Here is a 17,804-nt window from a genome sequence, read left to right on the forward strand (position 1 = left end):
CAACTCCCACACCGACCGCGCCGACCTCAAGGCCAGCGCTGTACCTGTGGGAGCTGGCTTGCCGGCGATGGGCTGCGAAGCAGCCCCAAGGTTTCAGCACAGATGCACAAATTGCCGGGGCCGCGTTAACCTCCCGGCGCCGGCCACCACCCCGGGAACATCTGCTGCACCCGGGGTTCGGCGAAGCGCTCGTCGATCAAGACCAGAACGCCACGGTCCTGGTCGCCCCGGATGACCCGGCCTGCCGCCTGGATAACCTTGCGCACGCCCGGGTAGAGATAGGCGTAATCGAACCCCGCACCAAACTGCCGCCCCAGGCGCTGCTTGAACTGCTCGTTGACCGGGTTGACCTGGGGTAGCCCGAGGGTGGCGACAAACGCGCCGATCAGCCGTGTGCCCGGCAAGTCCACCCCCTCCCCGAATGCACCACCCAGCACCGCAAAACCCACGCCGCGGCCATCCGCCACAAAACGGTCGAGAAAGCCCTGGCGGGCCGCTTCGTCCATGCCTGGTTCCTGGGCCCACATGGGTATCTGGGCATGCCGCTCGGCCAGCAGCCCGGCCACCTGTTGCAGGTACTCGAAACTGCTGAAGAACGCCAGGTAGTTGCCCGGCATGCACTCGTACTGCCGGGCAATCAGCTCGACGATCGGCGCCAGCGAAGCCTGGCGTTGCTGGTAGCGGGTGGATACCTGGTTGGCGATGCGCACTTCCAGCTGTTCGGCGCGAAACGGCGCGGCCACTTCCAGCCAGGCGGTATCGACCGGCATGCCCAGCAGGTCGCTGTAGAAGTGCCGTGGGCTCAGGGTGGCGGAGAACAGCGTCACGCTGCGCGCCGCCTGCATGCGTGGGCCCAACAGGCGCGCCGGGGTGACATTGCGCAGGCACAGGGTGGCCAGCCGCCGCTTGCGTGGCCCCTGGCGCTGGCTGATGTCGAAGAGGAAGTGCTCGTCGAACAGCTCGGCAACCCGGCTGAACTGCAACGCCTGGTAGAAGAACTGCAGCACCTGCGGGTCCATTTGCGCAGGCGTCTGGTTCATTTGTTCCTGGATCAGCCCGATGCATTGCTGCAGGGCACGCAGCAAAGCATCTGGCAGCGACTCGCTGGCCTGGTACGGCGCGCGCTGCTCCTTGTAGAGGGCGTTCCACTGCCGGTTCAGCCGGTCCAGCGCACTGACCAGCCCAGGCGGTTTGCTCTGGCGCAGGGCCTGCAACTGCCCCTGGTCGAGGCTGGCGCTGTACATGCCGCGGCCGCGCTCGACCAGGTTGTGCGCCTCGTCCACCAGCACCGCGACCCGCCACTGGTTGGCCTGGGTCAGGCCGAACAACAAGGCATGGGCATCGAAGTAGTAGTTGTAATCCGCCACCAGCACGTCTACCCAGCGCGCCATCTCCTGGCCCAGGTAATACGGGCATACCTGGTGCGCCAAGGCCACTTCGCGCAGCTGGGCGCGGTCAAGCATGGGCAACGCTGCCGCCGCAGCGCGCGCGGCCGGCAGGCGGTCGTAGAAGCCTGCGGCCAAGGGGCAGGATTCGCCATGGCAGGCCTTGTCGGGGTGCTCGCAGGCTTTGTCGCGGGCGATCAGCTCCAGCGTGCGCAAGGCCGGCTGCGGCGTGGCATCGGTGATCTGGCGCATGGCATCCAGGGCCAGGGCCCGGCCCGGGGTCTTGGCCGTGAGAAAGAACAGCTTGTCCAGTTGCTGCGGCACCATGGCCTTGAGCAGGGGGAACAAGGTACCGAGGGTCTTGCCAATTCCGGTACTGGCCTGGGCCATCAGGCAGCGGCCGGTACTGACCGCCTTGTACAGGGTTTCTGCCAGTTGTCGCTGGCCCTGGCGGAACGCCGGATAGGGGAAGCCCAGCGCTTGCAGGCCCTGGTTACGCTCGGCCAGGCGCTGCTCCTGCCCTTGTGCCCAAGCCAGAAAGCGTTGGCACTGGGTTTCGAAGAAGGCCTGCAGTTCGGCTGCCGTGCAGTGTTCACTGATCAGCGTCTGGCCATCGCTGTCCACGTCCAGGTACACCAGCGCCACCTCGATGTCCGGCAGTTGCCGTGCCTGGCACATCAACCAGCCATAGACCTTGGCCTGCGCCCAGTGCAACTGGCGATGATTGGCCGGCTGGCGCGCCAGGTCGCCACGGTGGGTCTTGATCTCTTCCAGGCGGTTGCAGGTGGGGTCGTAACCGTCGGCGCGGCCACGAACTTTCAGGGTTTCGAACTGGCCTTCGAGGGTAATTTCCGACTCATAGCCCGCAGCGCGTCGCGCCACCACCCGACGGTGCCCATCGATCCCCTCCTGAGCGGTGGGTGATGGGGTGAAGCGCAGGTCCAGGTCGCCGACCTTGGCGCTGAACTCGCACAAGGCCCGTACCGCCACGCTATAGCTCAAGGCGTTTCGCTCCAGCGTACATGGCACACCGCGACAGGCAAACCGTGCGCCCGGCAGAACTCCAGCCAGCGCAGCTGGTTGTCCTGCAGGCGGTCGCCGGGCCCCTTGACCTCGACCATGCGGTAGCGGCCCTGTTCGGGCCAGAACTGGATCAGGTCGGGCATGCCGGCGCGGTTGTTGCGGATGTCCTGCAGCAGGCGCAGGAAGCACTGTTTCAAATGGACCGCCGGCAGGCAGGCCAGGGCTTGCTCAAGCAACTCTTCGCTGAGCACGGACCAGAACACGAACGGCGACTGCAGGCCTTGCTTGGCGGTGTAGCAGTCGAGAATCGCGCTGTGATGGCTGCCATCGTCGAGTCGCCCCAGGCAACGTTCGAACAGAGCACTGCGGCGTTGCTGGAAATCACCGTCGTGCAGGTCCTGCGGGGCGGCCTGGAACGGGTTGAAGAAGGCGCCAGGCACCGGGGCGAAGATCGCCTCCCAGCACAGCAGGCCGAACAGGCTGTTGAACAGCGTGTTCTCCACGTAATGCACCGGCCCACCGGCTTCGGCCAGGTACTGGCGTACCGCCTCCTCCACGCCCAGCGCTGCGTGTTCCCGGGGCAGCTCCAGCTCGATCAGTTCCAGCGGCGCGACACGCTGGCGCCGCTGTGGCGGGCCACCGAGCTTGCGTGCCAGGCGTGGCAACATGCGTTCCAGCGCCTGCACTTCCAGGGCGTTGGCCGGTGCCGCGGCCAGTTGCAGCGCCAGCGCATGGGCTTGGTGCCACTGCTCGCTGCGCTCCAGCACCCGCACCTGGCGGATGCGCGCTTGGGCGTGGCTGCACTGCGTGTAAACAGCCATGGCCTGCGTCCAGTCGCCCAGACGCTCGCATTGCTGGCCCAAGGCGAATTGCAGGCGCGCATGGCGCCGGGCCAGCCATGGGTTGTCGCTGTGCAGGCCCTGCATGGCTGCCAGGATCGCCTGCGGGTCGTCGCCTTGCTCAAGGCGCTCGGCGCAACGGTGCAAGGCCATGGCCAGGTCGACTTCGGCACGTTGTTGCAGGGCACGCGAATCGGGGCTGAACGGCACCTGTTCGTAGCGCAACAAGCCAAGGTCGGCGAGGACGAAGTCCGACCAGTCCTGGTACAGGTTGCCGAAGAACAGCAGGCGCATGCGGTCGCACAAGGGTTGCAGGCACCAATGGAGGATGCGCATGCCGCTGTCCGGGAACCACTCGGCCAGTGAACGGGCTTGCAGGCCCAGAGGTTGCAGCTGTGCAAGCAGGTCATGCTTGGCGGCGCGAGGGCGGCTCAGCTGTGGGGCAAAACAACGGGCAAATTCGTCCTTGCGCAACAGGGCGAACAGTTGCTCCAGTTCCAGTTGCGCGGGCTCCCGTACCCAGCCGAGGGCCAGCAACGGCTGCAGGGCCTGCCCGGTATCGCCGATTTCGGCATAGTCGAGGCGGTCGCTGCGAAACAGCTCGCCCTTGCGCATGACCATGCGCACCATCAGGGCCTGTGCCGGGGCGTCCAGTTGGCCGAAGGTGCGGATGAAAGCGAGTTCCTGATCGTCGAGCAGGTCTTCGTAGCGCTGTTCGACCCACAGCAGCACCTGGCGGAAGTTGTGCAGGTAGTAGAACGGGTCGTCGACGGAATGGGCGATCACGGGCTGGGGTCAGGCGGCTGGAATGAATACTGGTTATACATACAGACCAGTATGCCTGGCAAGTGCCGTGGGTCATCTCGGTGGCGCTGTCTGTAGGAGCGGCGCAAAGGTTACTCAGTCGCGGCAACCATCTCCGCCGCCTTGACCTTGGCACTGCCAATCGGCGCCTGCAGCAGCAGGAAGTAGGCCACCGCCGAACACAGCGCCACTACCGCACTGATCATGAACGCCGTGGTGAACGAGCCCGAATACTGGATGCTGAAGCCGGTGACGATCGGCGCCACCGAACCGGCAATGTAGCCGCCGAAGTTCTGGATCGAGCCAAACGACGCCACGCGCTGGCTGTCGACGATGGTGTTGACGATCATCCAGGCGGTGGCACTGGCCATGTTGATGCTGAACAGCGCCAGGCACAGCAGGATGATGCAACCGGTCAGGCCAGTGACGAACGACAGCGGCAAAGTGAACAGCGCCGCCAGCACCAGGCCGGTGATGACACTGAACTTGCGGCTGGCCAGCACGCTCATGCCGCGCTTGACCAGCAAGTCGCAGAAGCGCCCGGCAACGATCGTGCCCGCTGCGCCAAAGCCATAGGCCAGCGACACTACCCAGGCGGTCTTGTACAGGTCCAGGCCGTGCTCACGCTCGAAGTAGCCAGGCAGCCAGGTCAGGTGCAGCCAGAGCATGTAGATCACGCCCATGAAGCCGAGCACCGCGCCCCAGGTACTGCGGTGCTTGAACAGGTCGAGCCAGCCGGCGAAGTACGAGGCTTTCGGCGCATGTGCAGTGGCTGCAGGCACCTGCTGCCCACTCGGCAACGGCTTGCCCTCGGCAGCAAGCTCCGCCAGGTAACGTGCCTTGCTTTTGTAGAAGGTCAGCCAGCACAGCGCCAGCACCACGCCGATCACACCGGTGATGATGAACATGCCGCGCCAGCCGAAGTTGACCATGAACAGCGTCAGCAAGGGTGGCGCCAGGCACGGGCCGAGGCAGGTCGAGGACCAGACCACGCCGGTCGGGGTACCGCGTTCATTGGCATCGAACCACTCAGACAGGGCCTTGGCCGCCGACGGGAACATCGGCGCCTCGCCAATCCCCAGCAGCACCCGCAGGCCCATGAAGCCGGCGAAGCTGTTGACCATGCCGAACGCTGCCTGGGCCACCGACCAGCCCAGCAGCGAAGCGCCGAGGGCGATCTTGCTGCCCAGGCGGTCGATGATCATGCCCATCGGCAGCTGGGCAAAGGCATAGGCAATGGAGAACGCCGACAACAGGATGCCCATCTGCGACGGGCTGATCATCATGTCTTTCTGGATCGAGGTGTTGGCGATCGACAGTGCACTACGGTCCAGGTAGTTGACGATGCCGATCAACAGCAGGAACACGACGGTGATGCGTTGGTACTTCTTCATAGGGTTCATGTGATGACCTTTATTATTATTGTTGCCGCGCTGTCAGCGCCTTGGCGGTCCTTCGTTCAAGCTGCGCCCTCCCTGACGCAGCGCGCCGCTCAAGGCTGGCGCGCGGTGGTTGCAACTTCCAGCAGCCCGCGTCGGCCGAGGCTGTCGATCAGCGCACGCAGGCCAAAGTGCCACTGCGGTGCCAGGTCGCTGGTGGTCACGCGGTTGCACAGGGTACCCAGTTGCGGGTTGCTGATGCTCACCACATCGCCCGGCTTGTGGGTGAAGCCGTTGCCCGGTTGGTCGCGGTCCTGCTTGGGGGCGAACAAGGTACCGAGGAACAGCACCAGGCCGTCGGGGTACTGATGGTTCTCGTTGAGGGTTTGCTGCACAAGGTCCTGCGGGTCGCGACTGATCTGGCGCATGGAGCTGCGCCCGGCGAGGATGAAACCGTCTTCGCCCACCACCTGCAAGTCCACCTCGGCGGCGCGCACGTCGTCCAGGCCGAAGCTTTCGTCGAACAGGCGTAACAGCGGGCCGAGCGCAGTGGAGGCATTGTTGTCCTTGGCTTTTGACAGCAGCAAGGCGCTACGGCCTTCGAAGTCACGCAGGTTGACGTCGTTGCCGAGCATCGCGCCCTTGATGCGACCATCACTCGACACCGCCAGTACCACTTCAGGCTCCGGGTTGTTCCAGCTCGACTTGGGGTGGATACCGATGTCGGCGCCGTGGCCGACCGCCGACAGCGGCTGGGCCTTGGTGAACACCTCGGCATCCGGGCCAATACCCACTTCCAGGTACTGCGACCACAGGCCCTGCTCCACCAGTACCTTGCGCAGCGCCTCGGCCTGGGCCGAGCCCGGCACGATCTGCGACAGGCCGGCGCCGATGCGGCTGGCCAGGGTGTCACGGATGGCATCGGCCTTGGCCGGGTCGCCCTTGGCCTGCTCTTCGACCACGCGCTCCAGCAGGCTGGTGGCGAAGGTCACCCCAGCGGCCTTCACCGCCTGCAGGTCGATGGGTGCCAGCAGCCATGGCTGGCGCGGGTCGCGTCGGGCCGGGTCACTGTTGCCCAGCAAGGCTGGCAGCCCGATCAGTGGCTCGGCCAGCGGCAGGCCGCGCAGGTAGGCCACCGGGTCGGCCACTTCCAGCAGGGCCGAGACGGTGGCTACATGGGCGCTGATGTCGTGCACGGCACCGGCCTTCACCAGTACCACCGCAGGGCCCTGCTCCGGCAGCCAGACCCGCCCTACCCAACTGCCGCTGTCGAACGCGCTGGCATCGTGATTCAGAGGCAGCGGTCGCTTGCCGTTCGCTCGATCAGTCATCTGTGTACCCTTACTGTCATTCATTGGGAAAGTGCCGGCAGTTGCAGCTGCCCGGCCAGGCGGTCAAGGTCGGACACCAGCTGTGACGAAAGGCTTGCGCCCTGCTCCAGGGCCTGGCGGCGCAAGGCAAGGCCAGCCTGCCCAGGCAGGCGCACCGGGCGCTCGGGGTCGAGTGGCCGGCTGGCCAGGACCAGCCGGCCGAGGAAGCTGGTTTCGTCGGTGAACGCTTGCAGGCCGCCGAAGAAACGCGGGTCGATGACCACGGCGGTGGCCGAGGCACCCCACTGGTCTGGTGCGTCCTTGCGGCCATGGCCGGCCAGCCCCGAGGTCAGGGCTTCTACCAGCAGCGCCAGGGCGAAACCTTTGTGGCCGAAAGCCTGGCCACCCAAGGGCAGGATGCTGCCTTGCGGGCTGGTGAAGAAGTCGCGTGGGTCGTCGCTCAGTTGCCCGTCATTGCTCACCAGCACCGGGTGCGGCAGGCGGCTGCCGGCGTCGCGGCACTGGCCGACCAGGCCGAGGGTGACGGTGGACATGCTCACGTCCAGCAGAATCGGCTCGCCCTGGGTCGGGATGCCCGCGGCAATCGGGTTGGGGGTGTACACCGGGTCGACGCCACCATGGGCGCAGACCAGCCCTACCGACGGGTCCGAGGAATACAGCATGGCTACCAGGCCCTGGTCGGTGTAGGGCTTGAGGTAGGCTGCCAGGCAGCCGATATGCGCGGCACGGCGCACAACGGCGATACCGATACCCTGCAAAGTGGCGCCCTTTGCCGCGCAGTCCAGGGCACGGCTGACGCAGTACGGCCCCAACACGTAGTGGCCATCGAACAGGCTGGAAATGCCACTGTCCGACACCTGCTCCAGTACCTGAGCGCGGGCCTTGACCTGGCCGCCGAGCATGCCGTCGATGTAGCGGCTGACCAGGTTCAGGCCATGGGTGCGATGGCCCAGCAATTCGCCTTCGAGGAGTACCCGGGTCACTACCTGGGCGACTTCGGCATCGGCGCCGGCCTTTTCGAACAGCCGCTCGACGAAGGTGGTGAGCGTTTGCACGTTGTAATGTGTGGCTTGAGTCATTGCGGTTGCCTCGGAAATGGGACAGGGCTGGCGATCAGGTCACGGCACCGATCTGCCAGGGCACGAATTCGTTCTGCCCGTAGCCGTGCAGCTCACTCTTGCTGCGCTCACCGGAAGCGATGCGCAGCATCTGTTCGAAGATGAACGCGCCGCGCTCCTCGATGCTGGTGGAGCCGTCGGCGATGCCGCCGCAATTGACGTCCATGTCTTCTTCCTGGTGCTCGAACACCCGGTTGTTGGTGGCCAGCTTGATCGACGGCGCCGGGGCGCAGCCGTAGGCCGAGCCACGGCCGGTGGTGAAGGCAATCAGGTTGGCACCGCCAGCGACCTGCCCGGTGGCCGAAACCGGGTCGTAACCGGGGGTATCCATGAATACCAGGCCCTGGGCGTGCACCGCTTCCGCGTACTGGTACACATCGACCAGGTTGCTGGAACCAGCCTTGGCCACCGCACCGAGGGACTTCTCGAGGATGGTGGTCAGGCCCCCGGCCTTGTTGCCGGCCGAGGGGTTGTTGTTCAGCTCGGCGTTCATGCGCTGGCAGTAGTCTTCCCACCAGCGGATGCGGGCCACCAGCTTTTCGCCAACCTCGCGGCTGACCGCACGGCGGGTGAGCAGGTGCTCGGCACCGTAGATTTCCGGGGTCTCGGAGAGGATTGCGGTGCCGCCGGCGGCCACCAGACGGTCGACGGCATTGCCCAACGCCGGGTTGGCGGTAATGCCGGAATAGCCATCGGAACCGCCACATTGCAGGCCGACCACCAGGTGCCGTGCACTGACCGGCTGTCGCTGCACCTGGTTGGCCTCGGCCAGCAGCGCCTTGACCTGCTCGATACCGGCGGCGATGGTTTTGCTGGTGCCGCCGATACCCTGGATGGTGAAGGCGCGCAGCTGGGCGCTGGCCTGCAGGCCCTGGGTTTCCAGCAGGCTTTCGATCTGGTTGGTTTCGCAGCCCAGGCCGATGATCAGCACGGCAGCGAAATTGGGGTGTACGGCGTACCCGGCCAGGGTGCGGCGCAACATGCCCAGGGCTTCACCGCTGGGGTCCACCGCACAACCGGCGCCGTGGGTCAGCGCCACGACGCCGTCGATGTTCGGGTAATCAACCAGCACTTCAGGGTGGATGTCGCGGCGAAAATGGTCGGCCACGGCCCGGGCCACGGTCGCCGAGCAGTTCACCGAGGTGAGGATGCCGATGTAGTTGCGGGTGGCGACCCGGCCATCGGTGCGCACGATGCCCTGGAACTGCGCCTCGCGGCCGGGCTGGCTGCGGGTGTCGACACCGAAGGCGTAGTCACGGGCGAAATCGCCCATCTGCACGTTGTGCACATGCACGTGTTCGCCGGCGTCGATGGCCCGAGAGGCAAAACCGATGATCTGCCCGTAACGGCGCAGGGGCTGGCCCTGCTCTACACGCTCGGTAGCGAGCTTGTGGCCCGAGGGGATCGGCTGACGCACGGTAATCGCCTCGGCGTCCAGGCGCAGGCCTTGCGGCAGGGCCTGGCGGGCGATGAGCACGTTGTCCAGCGGGTTGAGGCGGATGACGGCAAGGTCACCGGATTTGGCAATCAGTTGCATGGGACCTCTCAGGGCGGTGCGGCTGGCTTCTTGTTATGGCTGCGACCACTGTAAGAAGCCTTGGGCAACATTCCCAATGAGATGATCCGATCGTGCGATAACCTTGGGTTATCAAAAGCAGGTATCAGAGCGCGTTTATCAATCACTTTGAGGGCCATTGGGGCCGCTGCCCAGCCCTTCGCGGGCTTGCCCGCTCCCACAGGTACAGCGCATGCCTTGAACCTTGTGCTGTGCCTGTGGAAGCTGGCTTGCCTGCGATGGGCTGCAGAGCAGCCCCAATGGCTTCATCCCCGCTCTTACTGACGGCGCCGAGCCCCCTCCAGCAAAATCTCGACAAACGCACGGGCCGAAGCACTCAGCGGCTCGTCCTTGCGGGTAACTACGCCGTACTCCAGCGCCGCCAGGTGCAAGGGGCTGCGCAATTCTTTCAGTTGGCCGCTGGCCAACTGCGCGGCAACCATCGAGCGCGGCAACATGGCGATCATCGGCGCCGCCTGCAGCAATTGCAGGAACATCGGCATGGAGATGGTTTCAACGCTGTCGGCAGGCGTGGCAATGCCGGCAAGCCGGAAGGCCTGCTCCAGGCGGTTGCGGATCGGCGTACCCACCGGGTACAGCACCCACGGCCAGTCGCCCAGCGCTGTCAGCGGCGTGCTTTCCAGCTGGTTGAGCGGGTGCTCGCTGTTGACCACCAGGCTGAACGGTTCCGGCTCAAGGGGCTGAAAGTCGAACAGCTGGCTGAAGCGTTCTTCGGTGAAGCGGCCAATCATGATGTCGAGCTTGTTCTGCTCCAGCATGGTCAACAAGTGATCGCTGGAATGCTCCACCACTTCGATCGACAGCAACGGGCTGCGCGCCTTGATCGCGGCGATGGCCTGCGGCAACACCAGCGCGGTGGCGGCAAAGATCCCGCCGACGCGGATAAAGCCGTGCCCGCCATTGCGCAGGCGGTTTACCTGGTCGACGAACTGTTGCGACTCGGCCAGCGCGCCTTGGGCATAACGCACCACATATTCGCCCAGTTCGGTGGGTGGCATGCTCCGCGGCAGGCGCTCGAACAGGGCGAAGCCGAACTGCTCCTCAAGGTCACGCAACATCTTGCTCAGTGCCGGCTGGCTCAGGTTCATGCGCGTGGCGGTGGCGTGCATGTTGCGGGTGCGCGCCAAGGTGTCGATCAGCACCAGGTGCTTGTAGCGGATCCAGTTGCAAAAGCTGGAATGGGTCATGTCCGGCGGCATTGACGCAGGGCCTCAGGCAAGTGAAAAGGCAGGGCTATTGCGCCCGCAGGTAGTGCAGCAAGGTGTCCAGGGCAACCGAGTTGGGCCGCGAGCGCAGGGTCAGCACGCCCAGGTTGGCCATGGCCAGCGGCAGTTCCACCGGCAGGATGGCGACCATGCCATAGCGGGCATAATGCTTGGCCACGTCATCGGGCACCACCGCAATCATCTCGGAGGCTTCGAGCATGGCGGTGGTAGCCAGGATCGAGGCAGTTTCGACGATATCCAGTGACTGCACCATGCCGCCGGCCTGCAGCGCGCTTTCGACGCGGCGGCGCATCGGGCTGCCGATCGGGTGCAGTATCCAGGTCGACGCCACCAGGTCGGCCAGTTGCAGCCCGGTGGCATTGGCCAGCGGGTGGTCGGCGCGGGCGATAACCCGCATCTGCTCACCGCCTTCGAACAGTTCGATGTTCAATTCCTGGCTGTCGCTCTGGTCCGGCAGGCGCCCCACCACCATGTCGAAGTCGCCACGCAGCAAGGCCGGCAGCAAGGTGTCGCTGGTGCCAACCTCCAGGGAAATGCGCACTTTGGGGTGATCGCGCTTGTAGGCCAGTACCGCCCTGGTCAGCACACCCGGCACCGGGCCCATGACGCTGCCCACCCTCACCAGGCCCTGAGCCCCGCGCGCCAGCTCGGCAATCTGCGCCTGGGCGTGCTCGAACTCATGCAGCGCGTTCTGCGCATAGCGGATCATCACTTCGCCATACAGCGTCGCTTGCATGCCCCGTGGCAAACGCTCGAACAAGCGTACGCCAAGGCGTTCCTCGAGCTGTTGCAGCAACAGGCTCGCTGCCGGTTGCGTGGTGTGCATCGCCGCGGCAGCACGGCGCAGGTTAGCGAACTCGCCCAAGGCGTTGAGCAGCGTGATCTGCCGGCTGGAGATCTTCAATGCGCCGAGGCTGGCAGGCGTCTGGGCGCTGTCGGGTGGCAAGCGAGACATATCGAATCCGGTATCGCTGGTTAAGATTTGGCGATTATGCCTGTATCGCTCGACAACCTACAGTCAGGTCCCCCAGTGCTTGAACAGAACAAGAGCCGACCATGAGCATACGTATTACCCACCTGAGCGTTCGCGACATTCGTTTCCCCACTTCGCTGTCGCTGGACGGCTCCGACGCCATGAACAGCGCCCCCGATTATTCAGCGGCCTATGTGGTGCTGCACACCGACGCCGAGGCCCTCGAAGGCCACGGCCTGACCTTCACCATCGGCCGAGGCAACGAGATTTGCGCGGCGGCGGTGCAGGCGCTGGCGCCGCTGATCGTCGGCCTTACCCTGGAGGAAATCACGGCCGACATGGGCGGTTTCTGGCACCGCTTCACCGTCAGCGACAGCCAGTTGCGCTGGCTGGGCCCGGAAAAGGGCGTGATCCACCTGGCCACTGCCGCCATCATCAATGCCGTGTGGGACCTGTGGGCCAAGCACGAGGGCAAGCCGGTGTGGAAGCTGCTGGCCGACATGACGCCCGAGCAGCTGGTGCGCTGCCTGGACTTCAGCTACGTCACCGATGTGCTCACCCCCGAAGAAGCCATCGCCCTGCTGCGCCGCCAGGCCCCGGGCAAGGCCCAGCGCGAAGCGCAGATGCTGCGCGAAGGCTACCCCGGCTACACCACCGCGCCTGGCTGGCTGGGCTACAGCGAAGAAAAGATGCGCAAGCTGGCCCGCGAGGCGGTGGAAGATGGCTGGACCCACATCAAGCAGAAGATCGGTGCGGACCTGGAGGAAGACATTCGCCGAGCCAGCATCCTGCGCGACGAAATCGGCTGGGAACGCACCCTGATGATGGATGCCAACCAGGTATGGGGCGTCGAGGAATCCGTTGCCAACATGCGCCGCCTGGCCGCCTTCGAGCCACTGTGGATCGAAGAGCCGACCAGCCCGGACGACATCCTCGGGCACGCCACCATCCGCCAGCGCATTGCGCCGATTGGCGTGGCCACCGGTGAACATTGTCACAACCGGGTGATGTTCAAGCAGATGTTCCAAGCCGGCGCGCTGGACTTCTGCCAACTGGACGCGGCCCGCCTGGGTGGCCTGAACGAAGTGTTGATCGTGCTGCTGATGGCAGCCAGGTACGACGTACCGGTGTGCCCGCACGGCGGCGGTGTCGGCCTGTGCGAATACGTGCAGAACATTGCCCTGTTCGACTACATCGCGGTGTCGGCTTCGCTGCACAACCGGGTGCTGGAGTACGTCGACCACCTGCACGAGCATTTCATCGACCCGGTGGTGATCCGCCGCGGGCGCTACATGCCACCGCGACGCCCGGGCTACAGCATCGAAATGCATGCCGAGACCCTGGAGCGCTACCAGTACCCCAACGGCGCGGTGTGGCTCGACATCAACCGTTCCTGACCCACCTACCTGGGTGTGCCGCCTTTGCGCGGCACGCCACCAGCACTTTTCACGGGGAAAAAACAATGACAATCCTCACCGGTACTGCAGCGGCGCCCGCCCCTGCAGCCACCACCGAACAGCGCCTGAACGGCCTGCTGCTGCGCAAATTGATGCCACTGCTCATCGTTGTCTACGTGATGAGCTTCCTTGACCGGACCAACATTGCCCTGGCCAAGGCCAGCATGGGCATCGACCTCGGCCTGTCGGCAGCGGCCTACGGCCTGGGCGCCGGCCTGTTCTTCCTCACCTACGCCCTGGCCGAAGTACCCAGCAACCTGATCATGCATCGGGTGGGCGCACGCTTCTGGATCACCCGCATCATGATCACCTGGGGCCTGCTCTCGGCGGGCATGGCCTGCGTCCAGGGCGAAACCTCGTTCTACGTCATGCGCCTGTTGCTCGGGGTCGCCGAAGCGGGCCTGTTCCCCGGCGTGATGCTGTACCTGACCTACTGGTTCGACCGTGAACAGCGTGCCCGCGCCACGGGTTACTTCCTGCTGGGCGTGTGCCTGGCCAACATCCTCAGCGGCCCGCTGGGGGGTGCGCTGCTGGAAATGGACGGTGTGCTGGGCTGGCACGGCTGGCAATGGCTGTTCGTGCTCGAGGGCCTGCCGGCAGTGGCCCTGGCCTATGTGGTATGGAAGAAACTGCCCGATGGCCCGGCCTCGGCGCCCTGGCTCTCGCCCGCCGAAGCCGAGGACATCGAGCGCCGTCTGGCTGCGGAGCGTGCCGCCGCACCGCAGCAGAGCAAGTTGGGGCAGATGTTCCGCGACCGGCAGATCTGGCTGGCGATCGTGGTGTACTTCGTGCACCAGATCACCATCTACACGGTGATTTTCTTCCTGCCGGGCATCATCGGCACCTACGGCGCGCTGTCGCCCTTCCAGGTCGGCCTGCTGACCGCCGTACCGTGGATTGCTGCCGCCATCGGCGCCGCCACCTTCCCGCGCCTGGCCACCTCGCCGAGCCGTTGCCGTACCCTGCTGTTCGGCGGCCTGCTGACCATGGCGGCCGGGCTGCTGCTGGCGTCGCTGGCCAACTCGTTCATCGGCCTGATCGGGTTTTCGCTGACTGCCCTGATGCTGTTCGTGGTGCAGTCGATCATCTTCGTTTTCCCCTCCAGCCGCCTGAGTGGCAGCGCCCTGGCGGCAGGCCTGGCCTTTGTCACCACCTGCGGCCTGTTTGGCGGTTTCGTCGGCCCATCAGTGATGGGCCTGATCGAGCAGGCCACCGGCAGTACCCGCAATGGCTTGTGGATCATCGCCGCGTTGCTGGTGGTGGCAGCGCTGGTCAGTACCCGCTTGCGACAAGGGCAGGAGCAAGCGAATCGCTGACAGGAGGCGTTTGCCTGCCAGGGCCTAATCGCCGGCAAGCCGGCTCCCACAGGTACAGCGACAACCTTGAGTTCAACGCTGCCCCCGTGGGAGCTGGCTTGCCGGCGATGGGTTGCAACGCAACCCCGGCGGCTCAAGGTGTAGCGCCGGCAGGCCGGCCGCAGCGCAGTTCCAGCACCTGAGCCAGGCGCTCTACCGCCTGTTGCAGCTCCCCCGGGTGATCACCCAGCCACGCCATCGCCAGGCACTGCTGGTAGCGCCCCTGCAAGCTGAACTGCTCGCCCGGCATTGCATGCAGCGCTGAACCCGCCAACGACGCGGCAATTTCCGCCCATGGCAGTGGCTGGCGAAAGCGCACCCACAGGGTCCGACCGCCCTCCGGCGTTTCCAATGCAACCCGCTGGCCAAATTGCAGCTGCAGCTCACGCGCCAGGCATTGCATACGCTTTTGCAGGTCCGTACGTAGCCGCACCAGTTGCGTCTCGATCTCGCCTTTGCCCAACATGTGCGCCAGCGCTTGCAGGCGAAGCGGTGCAAGCCGAAACGCACGCTCCGCGAAAGCCTCGGCCAGCCCGGCATCATGGCCCAGCAAGTAGGCATAGGGCGCCTCGCTCCCCACTGCGGCATCGAACGCCCCCATCACCAATAGCCAGCGGGGGTCGACCCAATCGCGCAGGCGCATATTCGGCGGCCCGCTGTAACAGTGCTCACTGTCCAGGTCGTTTTCCAGCACCCATACAGAGTGCTGCCCAAGCATCTGGCCAAGCTGCTGCTGAAAGTGCGGTGATACCAGCCGCCCCTGCGGCATGCCAAGGCACGACGGCATCACGAGCATGCACACCGGCTCGCTATCCAGTAGCCAGGCCAGGGCGCGCAGGTCCGGGTTGCCGCAGGTATCCAGTGGTACCTCCAACACTCGCATGCCGGCGCGGGCCAACGCGCGCAGTACCTGCCAGCAACAGGGCGAGTGCACCACCACGGTTCCTCCTTGCACGGCCAACGCCGCCAGCAAGGTCTCCAGCAACGCCTGCACATCCGGAGCCAACTGAACGTCCTCGGCACGCCAGTACCGGTTGGAGGAACGGGTATAGCGTTCTGCGACGGCATTGCGCAGGCGGGCGCTGCCGGGCGCGTCCCAAGGGGCACCATTGTGCGTGCGCTGACGTGCCAGGCGCCGTTCGTGGCTGAGCAGGGTTCGCTCCAGCATCGGCTGTGCCGGCAGGGGTGCCTGCAGGGGCAGGGCCGCAGCAGCATCCTTGGCAGCGCCCTGTACGTAATAGCCCGACCTGGGCAGGCATTGCACGCGGCCCTCCTCTTCCAGCAGGCTGTAGGCACTCTGTACGGTGGCCAACGACACCCGCAACCGCCGGGCCAACTCGCGCAACGACGGCAAACGGCAGGGGCCACTTCGTGGAGCCTGGTCGATCAGTGCTTCCAGGTAGCGATAGACCTTGCGATAGGCGAACTCTCCGGCGCCCGATTGCTCCATCAAGGCGGCCCCGCATGACCACGCCGCCGCCCCGCTGCCCGCCGCGGCAGCAACCTCAGCTGTACATCGCGACGGGCCAGATGGCTCATCAGGCGCCAGGAGGCCAGCGGCAGGCCCCCGCCATAGATCAACCTGAGTTGCCCCAGCGGCAGGCCGCTGGTGTTCACCAGCCAGTTTTTCACCGCTTCAGGGCAGGGTTTACCCTGCAAGGCCCGATGCAGATATGGCAGCGCCACCAGCATGTCGGCATGCCAGCACTGCAGAAAACGCTCCAGGTTCTTCCCCTGCCTGGCAAACGGGCTGAACAGCAGGCACACCTGTTGGATCTGGTTGATGCCGTATGCCCTGCCGAACTGCAGTTGATGCACATCGCGCCGCTTGTTGGCGCCCGGCTGGCCAGCCAGCCGCAATGCCGGGCGACTTGCCTGCGGTTCGAGACTGCGCGCGTGCAGTTCCTGCAACTGCGCCGGGGCCAACGGCTCGACGAACGCGGCCAATGGCCGGGCGTCCTGGCCCCCCTCGAAGCGGCAACCGAGCATGAGGTCAAGCTGCTGTTCTTCGAGCAACGGCGGCAGCAGGTCGTCAATGGCAATCAACCGCACCGGCGTATTCTGCGGCACCGCCCCCACGGCCGGTTCCGCCAAGGCGCTCGATGGGCCCCCGATGCTGCCGTGCAGGCGACTGAGCCCCTGTGCCAGCGTCGCCAGGCACTGGTGCACCGCATGCGAACCCCGCTCCCCTGCCAGGCGCAAGCTGCGCCGTGCCCAGGCAAGGTACCGGCGGCGCTGGCACGCCGGGATGGCGGTGATCAATACATCCGCAGGGGTATGGGCCTGCAGCGCAAAGCCCACCGCGGCCGCCAACTCCAGGTGCAGGCGACTCCCTAGCAGCGCTTCGGGGCTGGCGTCGACCAGGTGACCGAACATCAGCATGGCGTCCCTCGCCAACAGCCAGCTCTCCTGCGTGGCAGGGGTATGCCGGCTGAACGGCACTACTTCACGCCCCTTGATCATCTGCAGTTGCACCCGCGGGTCATCCTGCAAGAACAGCGCATTGAAGCCGCGTTCATGGCATTCGAGCGTGGCACTGTCAGCCACGGGCAGGCTCACTACCAGCACCCGCAGCTGGAAGGTTACCGGCGCACGCAGGGCGATACTCAGTTGTGCGGCACGCAGCATCGCCAGCAGCCGGGCGCTGCGGTGATCGTTGCCTTGCAGCACCAGCAAGCGGTAGGTGCCGATGTATTCTGGCCCGCCTGCAGCAACCAGCAGCCGTTGTATCAACAACTGCAAGGAAGCACGCTGCGCCTGTGACATATGACTGAGCAAGCGCTCGAGTACTTGCTGGTAGATATAGTGCATTGCCTGGTCGTGAATAGCAGTCACGAAATCACCTCATCAACTTCATGCAGCCAGCGCACGTTGATCAGAGAACCTGAACATCAACATGCCCTGAACTTTTCCAGAAGAAATTTCCTACAACTAATTGGAAGTAATGACGTAACCAGTCACTGTCGCCAAGACATCGAGAAAAACGCATCGTAGCGACGCCCCGCCGCTGCCATACACCGCCCTGGCCTGGGCATAGCCATGCTCATTCCACGCTCCTTGCGCAAACTATCATTGAGCCATTATCGAGGGATGCAAGGCGAATAGAAGATACAGATCAGGGTAAAAAAACCATTCAGCGGAAGTGAGAAAACACATTGACTGCCAGACGGGAACAGTACAAGACAAAAAACTTGGCGGGATATTTCGGCAAGCCACGGAGCAATCAGTTCAAATATAGTCCGCGTCGTATTTAATTGTAGGAAACTTCTTTTTTTAACGTAAAACCAGTCTCTATTAGGCACAAAAAACCCGGGACTCTGCCCGGGTTTCCTGATAGA

Annotated in this window: 12 protein-coding genes; 2 read left to right on the forward strand and 10 right to left on the reverse strand. The window is 64.9% G+C overall.

Going from position 1 to position 17,804, the window contains the following annotated elements:
• Positions 1-125: 125 nt before the first annotated feature.
• The 8 genes from ACLCGK_RS21390 to ACLCGK_RS21425 all read right to left on the reverse strand — a co-directional run bounded on the left by ACLCGK_RS21390 (position 126) and on the right by ACLCGK_RS21425 (position 11,636).
• A complete protein-coding gene (locus ACLCGK_RS21390) occupies positions 126-2,387 on the reverse strand; it encodes an ATP-dependent DNA helicase (protein WP_410952851.1) in 2,262 nt (753 codons plus the stop codon).
• Entirely contained in the window at positions 2,384-4,033 is a 1,650-nt protein-coding gene (locus tag ACLCGK_RS21395) for a VRR-NUC domain-containing protein (RefSeq protein ID WP_410952852.1), read from the reverse strand. The genes ACLCGK_RS21390 and ACLCGK_RS21395 overlap by 4 nt, the downstream gene beginning before the upstream one ends.
• A gap of 110 nt (positions 4,034-4,143) precedes the next feature.
• Positions 4,144-5,445 carry an MFS transporter gene (locus ACLCGK_RS21400; protein ID WP_410952876.1) on the reverse strand — a complete coding sequence of 434 codons (1,302 nt, stop codon included), beginning with the start codon at positions 5,443-5,445 and terminating at the stop codon, positions 4,144-4,146.
• Positions 5,446-5,543: 98 nt separating this feature from the next.
• Positions 5,544-6,761: a fumarylacetoacetate hydrolase family protein gene (locus ACLCGK_RS21405; RefSeq protein ID WP_410952853.1), complete on the reverse strand. Its 1,218-nt coding sequence runs from the start codon at positions 6,759-6,761 to the stop codon at positions 5,544-5,546.
• 20 nt (positions 6,762-6,781) lie between these two features.
• Entirely contained in the window at positions 6,782-7,840 is a 1,059-nt protein-coding gene (locus ACLCGK_RS21410; protein ID WP_410952854.1) for an Ldh family oxidoreductase, read from the reverse strand.
• 34 nt (positions 7,841-7,874) lie between these two features.
• Positions 7,875-9,416, reverse strand: coding sequence for a UxaA family hydrolase (locus tag ACLCGK_RS21415; RefSeq protein ID WP_410952855.1), 1,542 nt, complete (start codon positions 9,414-9,416; stop codon positions 7,875-7,877).
• A gap of 296 nt (positions 9,417-9,712) precedes the next feature.
• The gene (locus ACLCGK_RS21420) at positions 9,713-10,654 is read right to left on the reverse strand and encodes a LysR family transcriptional regulator (RefSeq protein ID WP_410952856.1); all 942 of its coding nucleotides are present in this window, start codon (positions 10,652-10,654) and stop codon (positions 9,713-9,715) included.
• Positions 10,655-10,688: 34 nt separating this feature from the next.
• Positions 10,689-11,636 (reverse strand): LysR family transcriptional regulator, encoded by a 948-nt coding sequence (locus tag ACLCGK_RS21425; protein ID WP_410952857.1) that lies wholly within the window; start codon positions 11,634-11,636, stop codon positions 10,689-10,691.
• 101 nt (positions 11,637-11,737) lie between these two features.
• On the opposite strand from ACLCGK_RS21425, the gene ACLCGK_RS21430 reads away from it, so the two are divergent.
• Together ACLCGK_RS21430 and ACLCGK_RS21435 are read left to right on the forward strand one after the other, a co-directional pair.
• Positions 11,738-13,051, forward strand: coding sequence for an L-fuconate dehydratase (locus ACLCGK_RS21430; protein WP_410952858.1), 1,314 nt, complete (start codon positions 11,738-11,740; stop codon positions 13,049-13,051).
• A 65-nt stretch (positions 13,052-13,116) separates the two neighbouring features.
• Positions 13,117-14,427 (forward strand): MFS transporter, encoded by a 1,311-nt coding sequence (locus tag ACLCGK_RS21435; protein WP_410952859.1) that lies wholly within the window; start codon positions 13,117-13,119, stop codon positions 14,425-14,427.
• A gap of 133 nt (positions 14,428-14,560) precedes the next feature.
• Here the strand turns inward: ACLCGK_RS21435 and ACLCGK_RS21440 are convergent, their stop codons facing one another.
• Entirely contained in the window at positions 14,561-15,916 is a 1,356-nt protein-coding gene (locus tag ACLCGK_RS21440; protein WP_410952860.1) for an aminotransferase class I/II-fold pyridoxal phosphate-dependent enzyme, read from the reverse strand.
• Positions 15,916-17,301: a hypothetical protein gene (locus ACLCGK_RS21445; RefSeq protein WP_410952861.1), complete on the reverse strand. Its 1,386-nt coding sequence runs from the start codon at positions 17,299-17,301 to the stop codon at positions 15,916-15,918. The genes ACLCGK_RS21440 and ACLCGK_RS21445 overlap by 1 nt, the downstream gene beginning before the upstream one ends.
• Between the last annotated feature and the right edge of the window lie 503 nt (positions 17,302-17,804).

This window comes from Pseudomonas sp. S1(2024), from assembly GCF_046557535.1.

Excerpts from the sequence above, each read along its gene's own strand:
- ACLCGK_RS21400 (WP_410952876.1), bottom strand. The coding sequence starts at position 5,445 with ATGAAGAAGTACCAACGCATCACCGTCGTGTTCCTGCTGTTGATCGGC.
- ACLCGK_RS21430 (WP_410952858.1), top strand. The coding sequence starts at position 11,738 with ATGAGCATACGTATTACCCACCTGAGCGTTCGCGACATTCGTTTCCCC.
- ACLCGK_RS21420 (WP_410952856.1), bottom strand. The coding sequence starts at position 10,654 with ATGCCGCCGGACATGACCCATTCCAGCTTTTGCAACTGGATCCGCTAC.
- ACLCGK_RS21435 (WP_410952859.1), top strand. The coding sequence starts at position 13,117 with ATGACAATCCTCACCGGTACTGCAGCGGCGCCCGCCCCTGCAGCCACC.
- ACLCGK_RS21440 (WP_410952860.1), bottom strand. The coding sequence starts at position 15,916 with ATGGAGCAATCGGGCGCCGGAGAGTTCGCCTATCGCAAGGTCTATCGC.
- ACLCGK_RS21415 (WP_410952855.1), bottom strand. The coding sequence starts at position 9,416 with ATGCAACTGATTGCCAAATCCGGTGACCTTGCCGTCATCCGCCTCAAC.
- ACLCGK_RS21425 (WP_410952857.1), bottom strand. The coding sequence starts at position 11,636 with ATGTCTCGCTTGCCACCCGACAGCGCCCAGACGCCTGCCAGCCTCGGC.
- ACLCGK_RS21410 (WP_410952854.1), bottom strand. The coding sequence starts at position 7,840 with ATGACTCAAGCCACACATTACAACGTGCAAACGCTCACCACCTTCGTC.
- ACLCGK_RS21405 (WP_410952853.1), bottom strand. The coding sequence starts at position 6,761 with ATGACTGATCGAGCGAACGGCAAGCGACCGCTGCCTCTGAATCACGAT.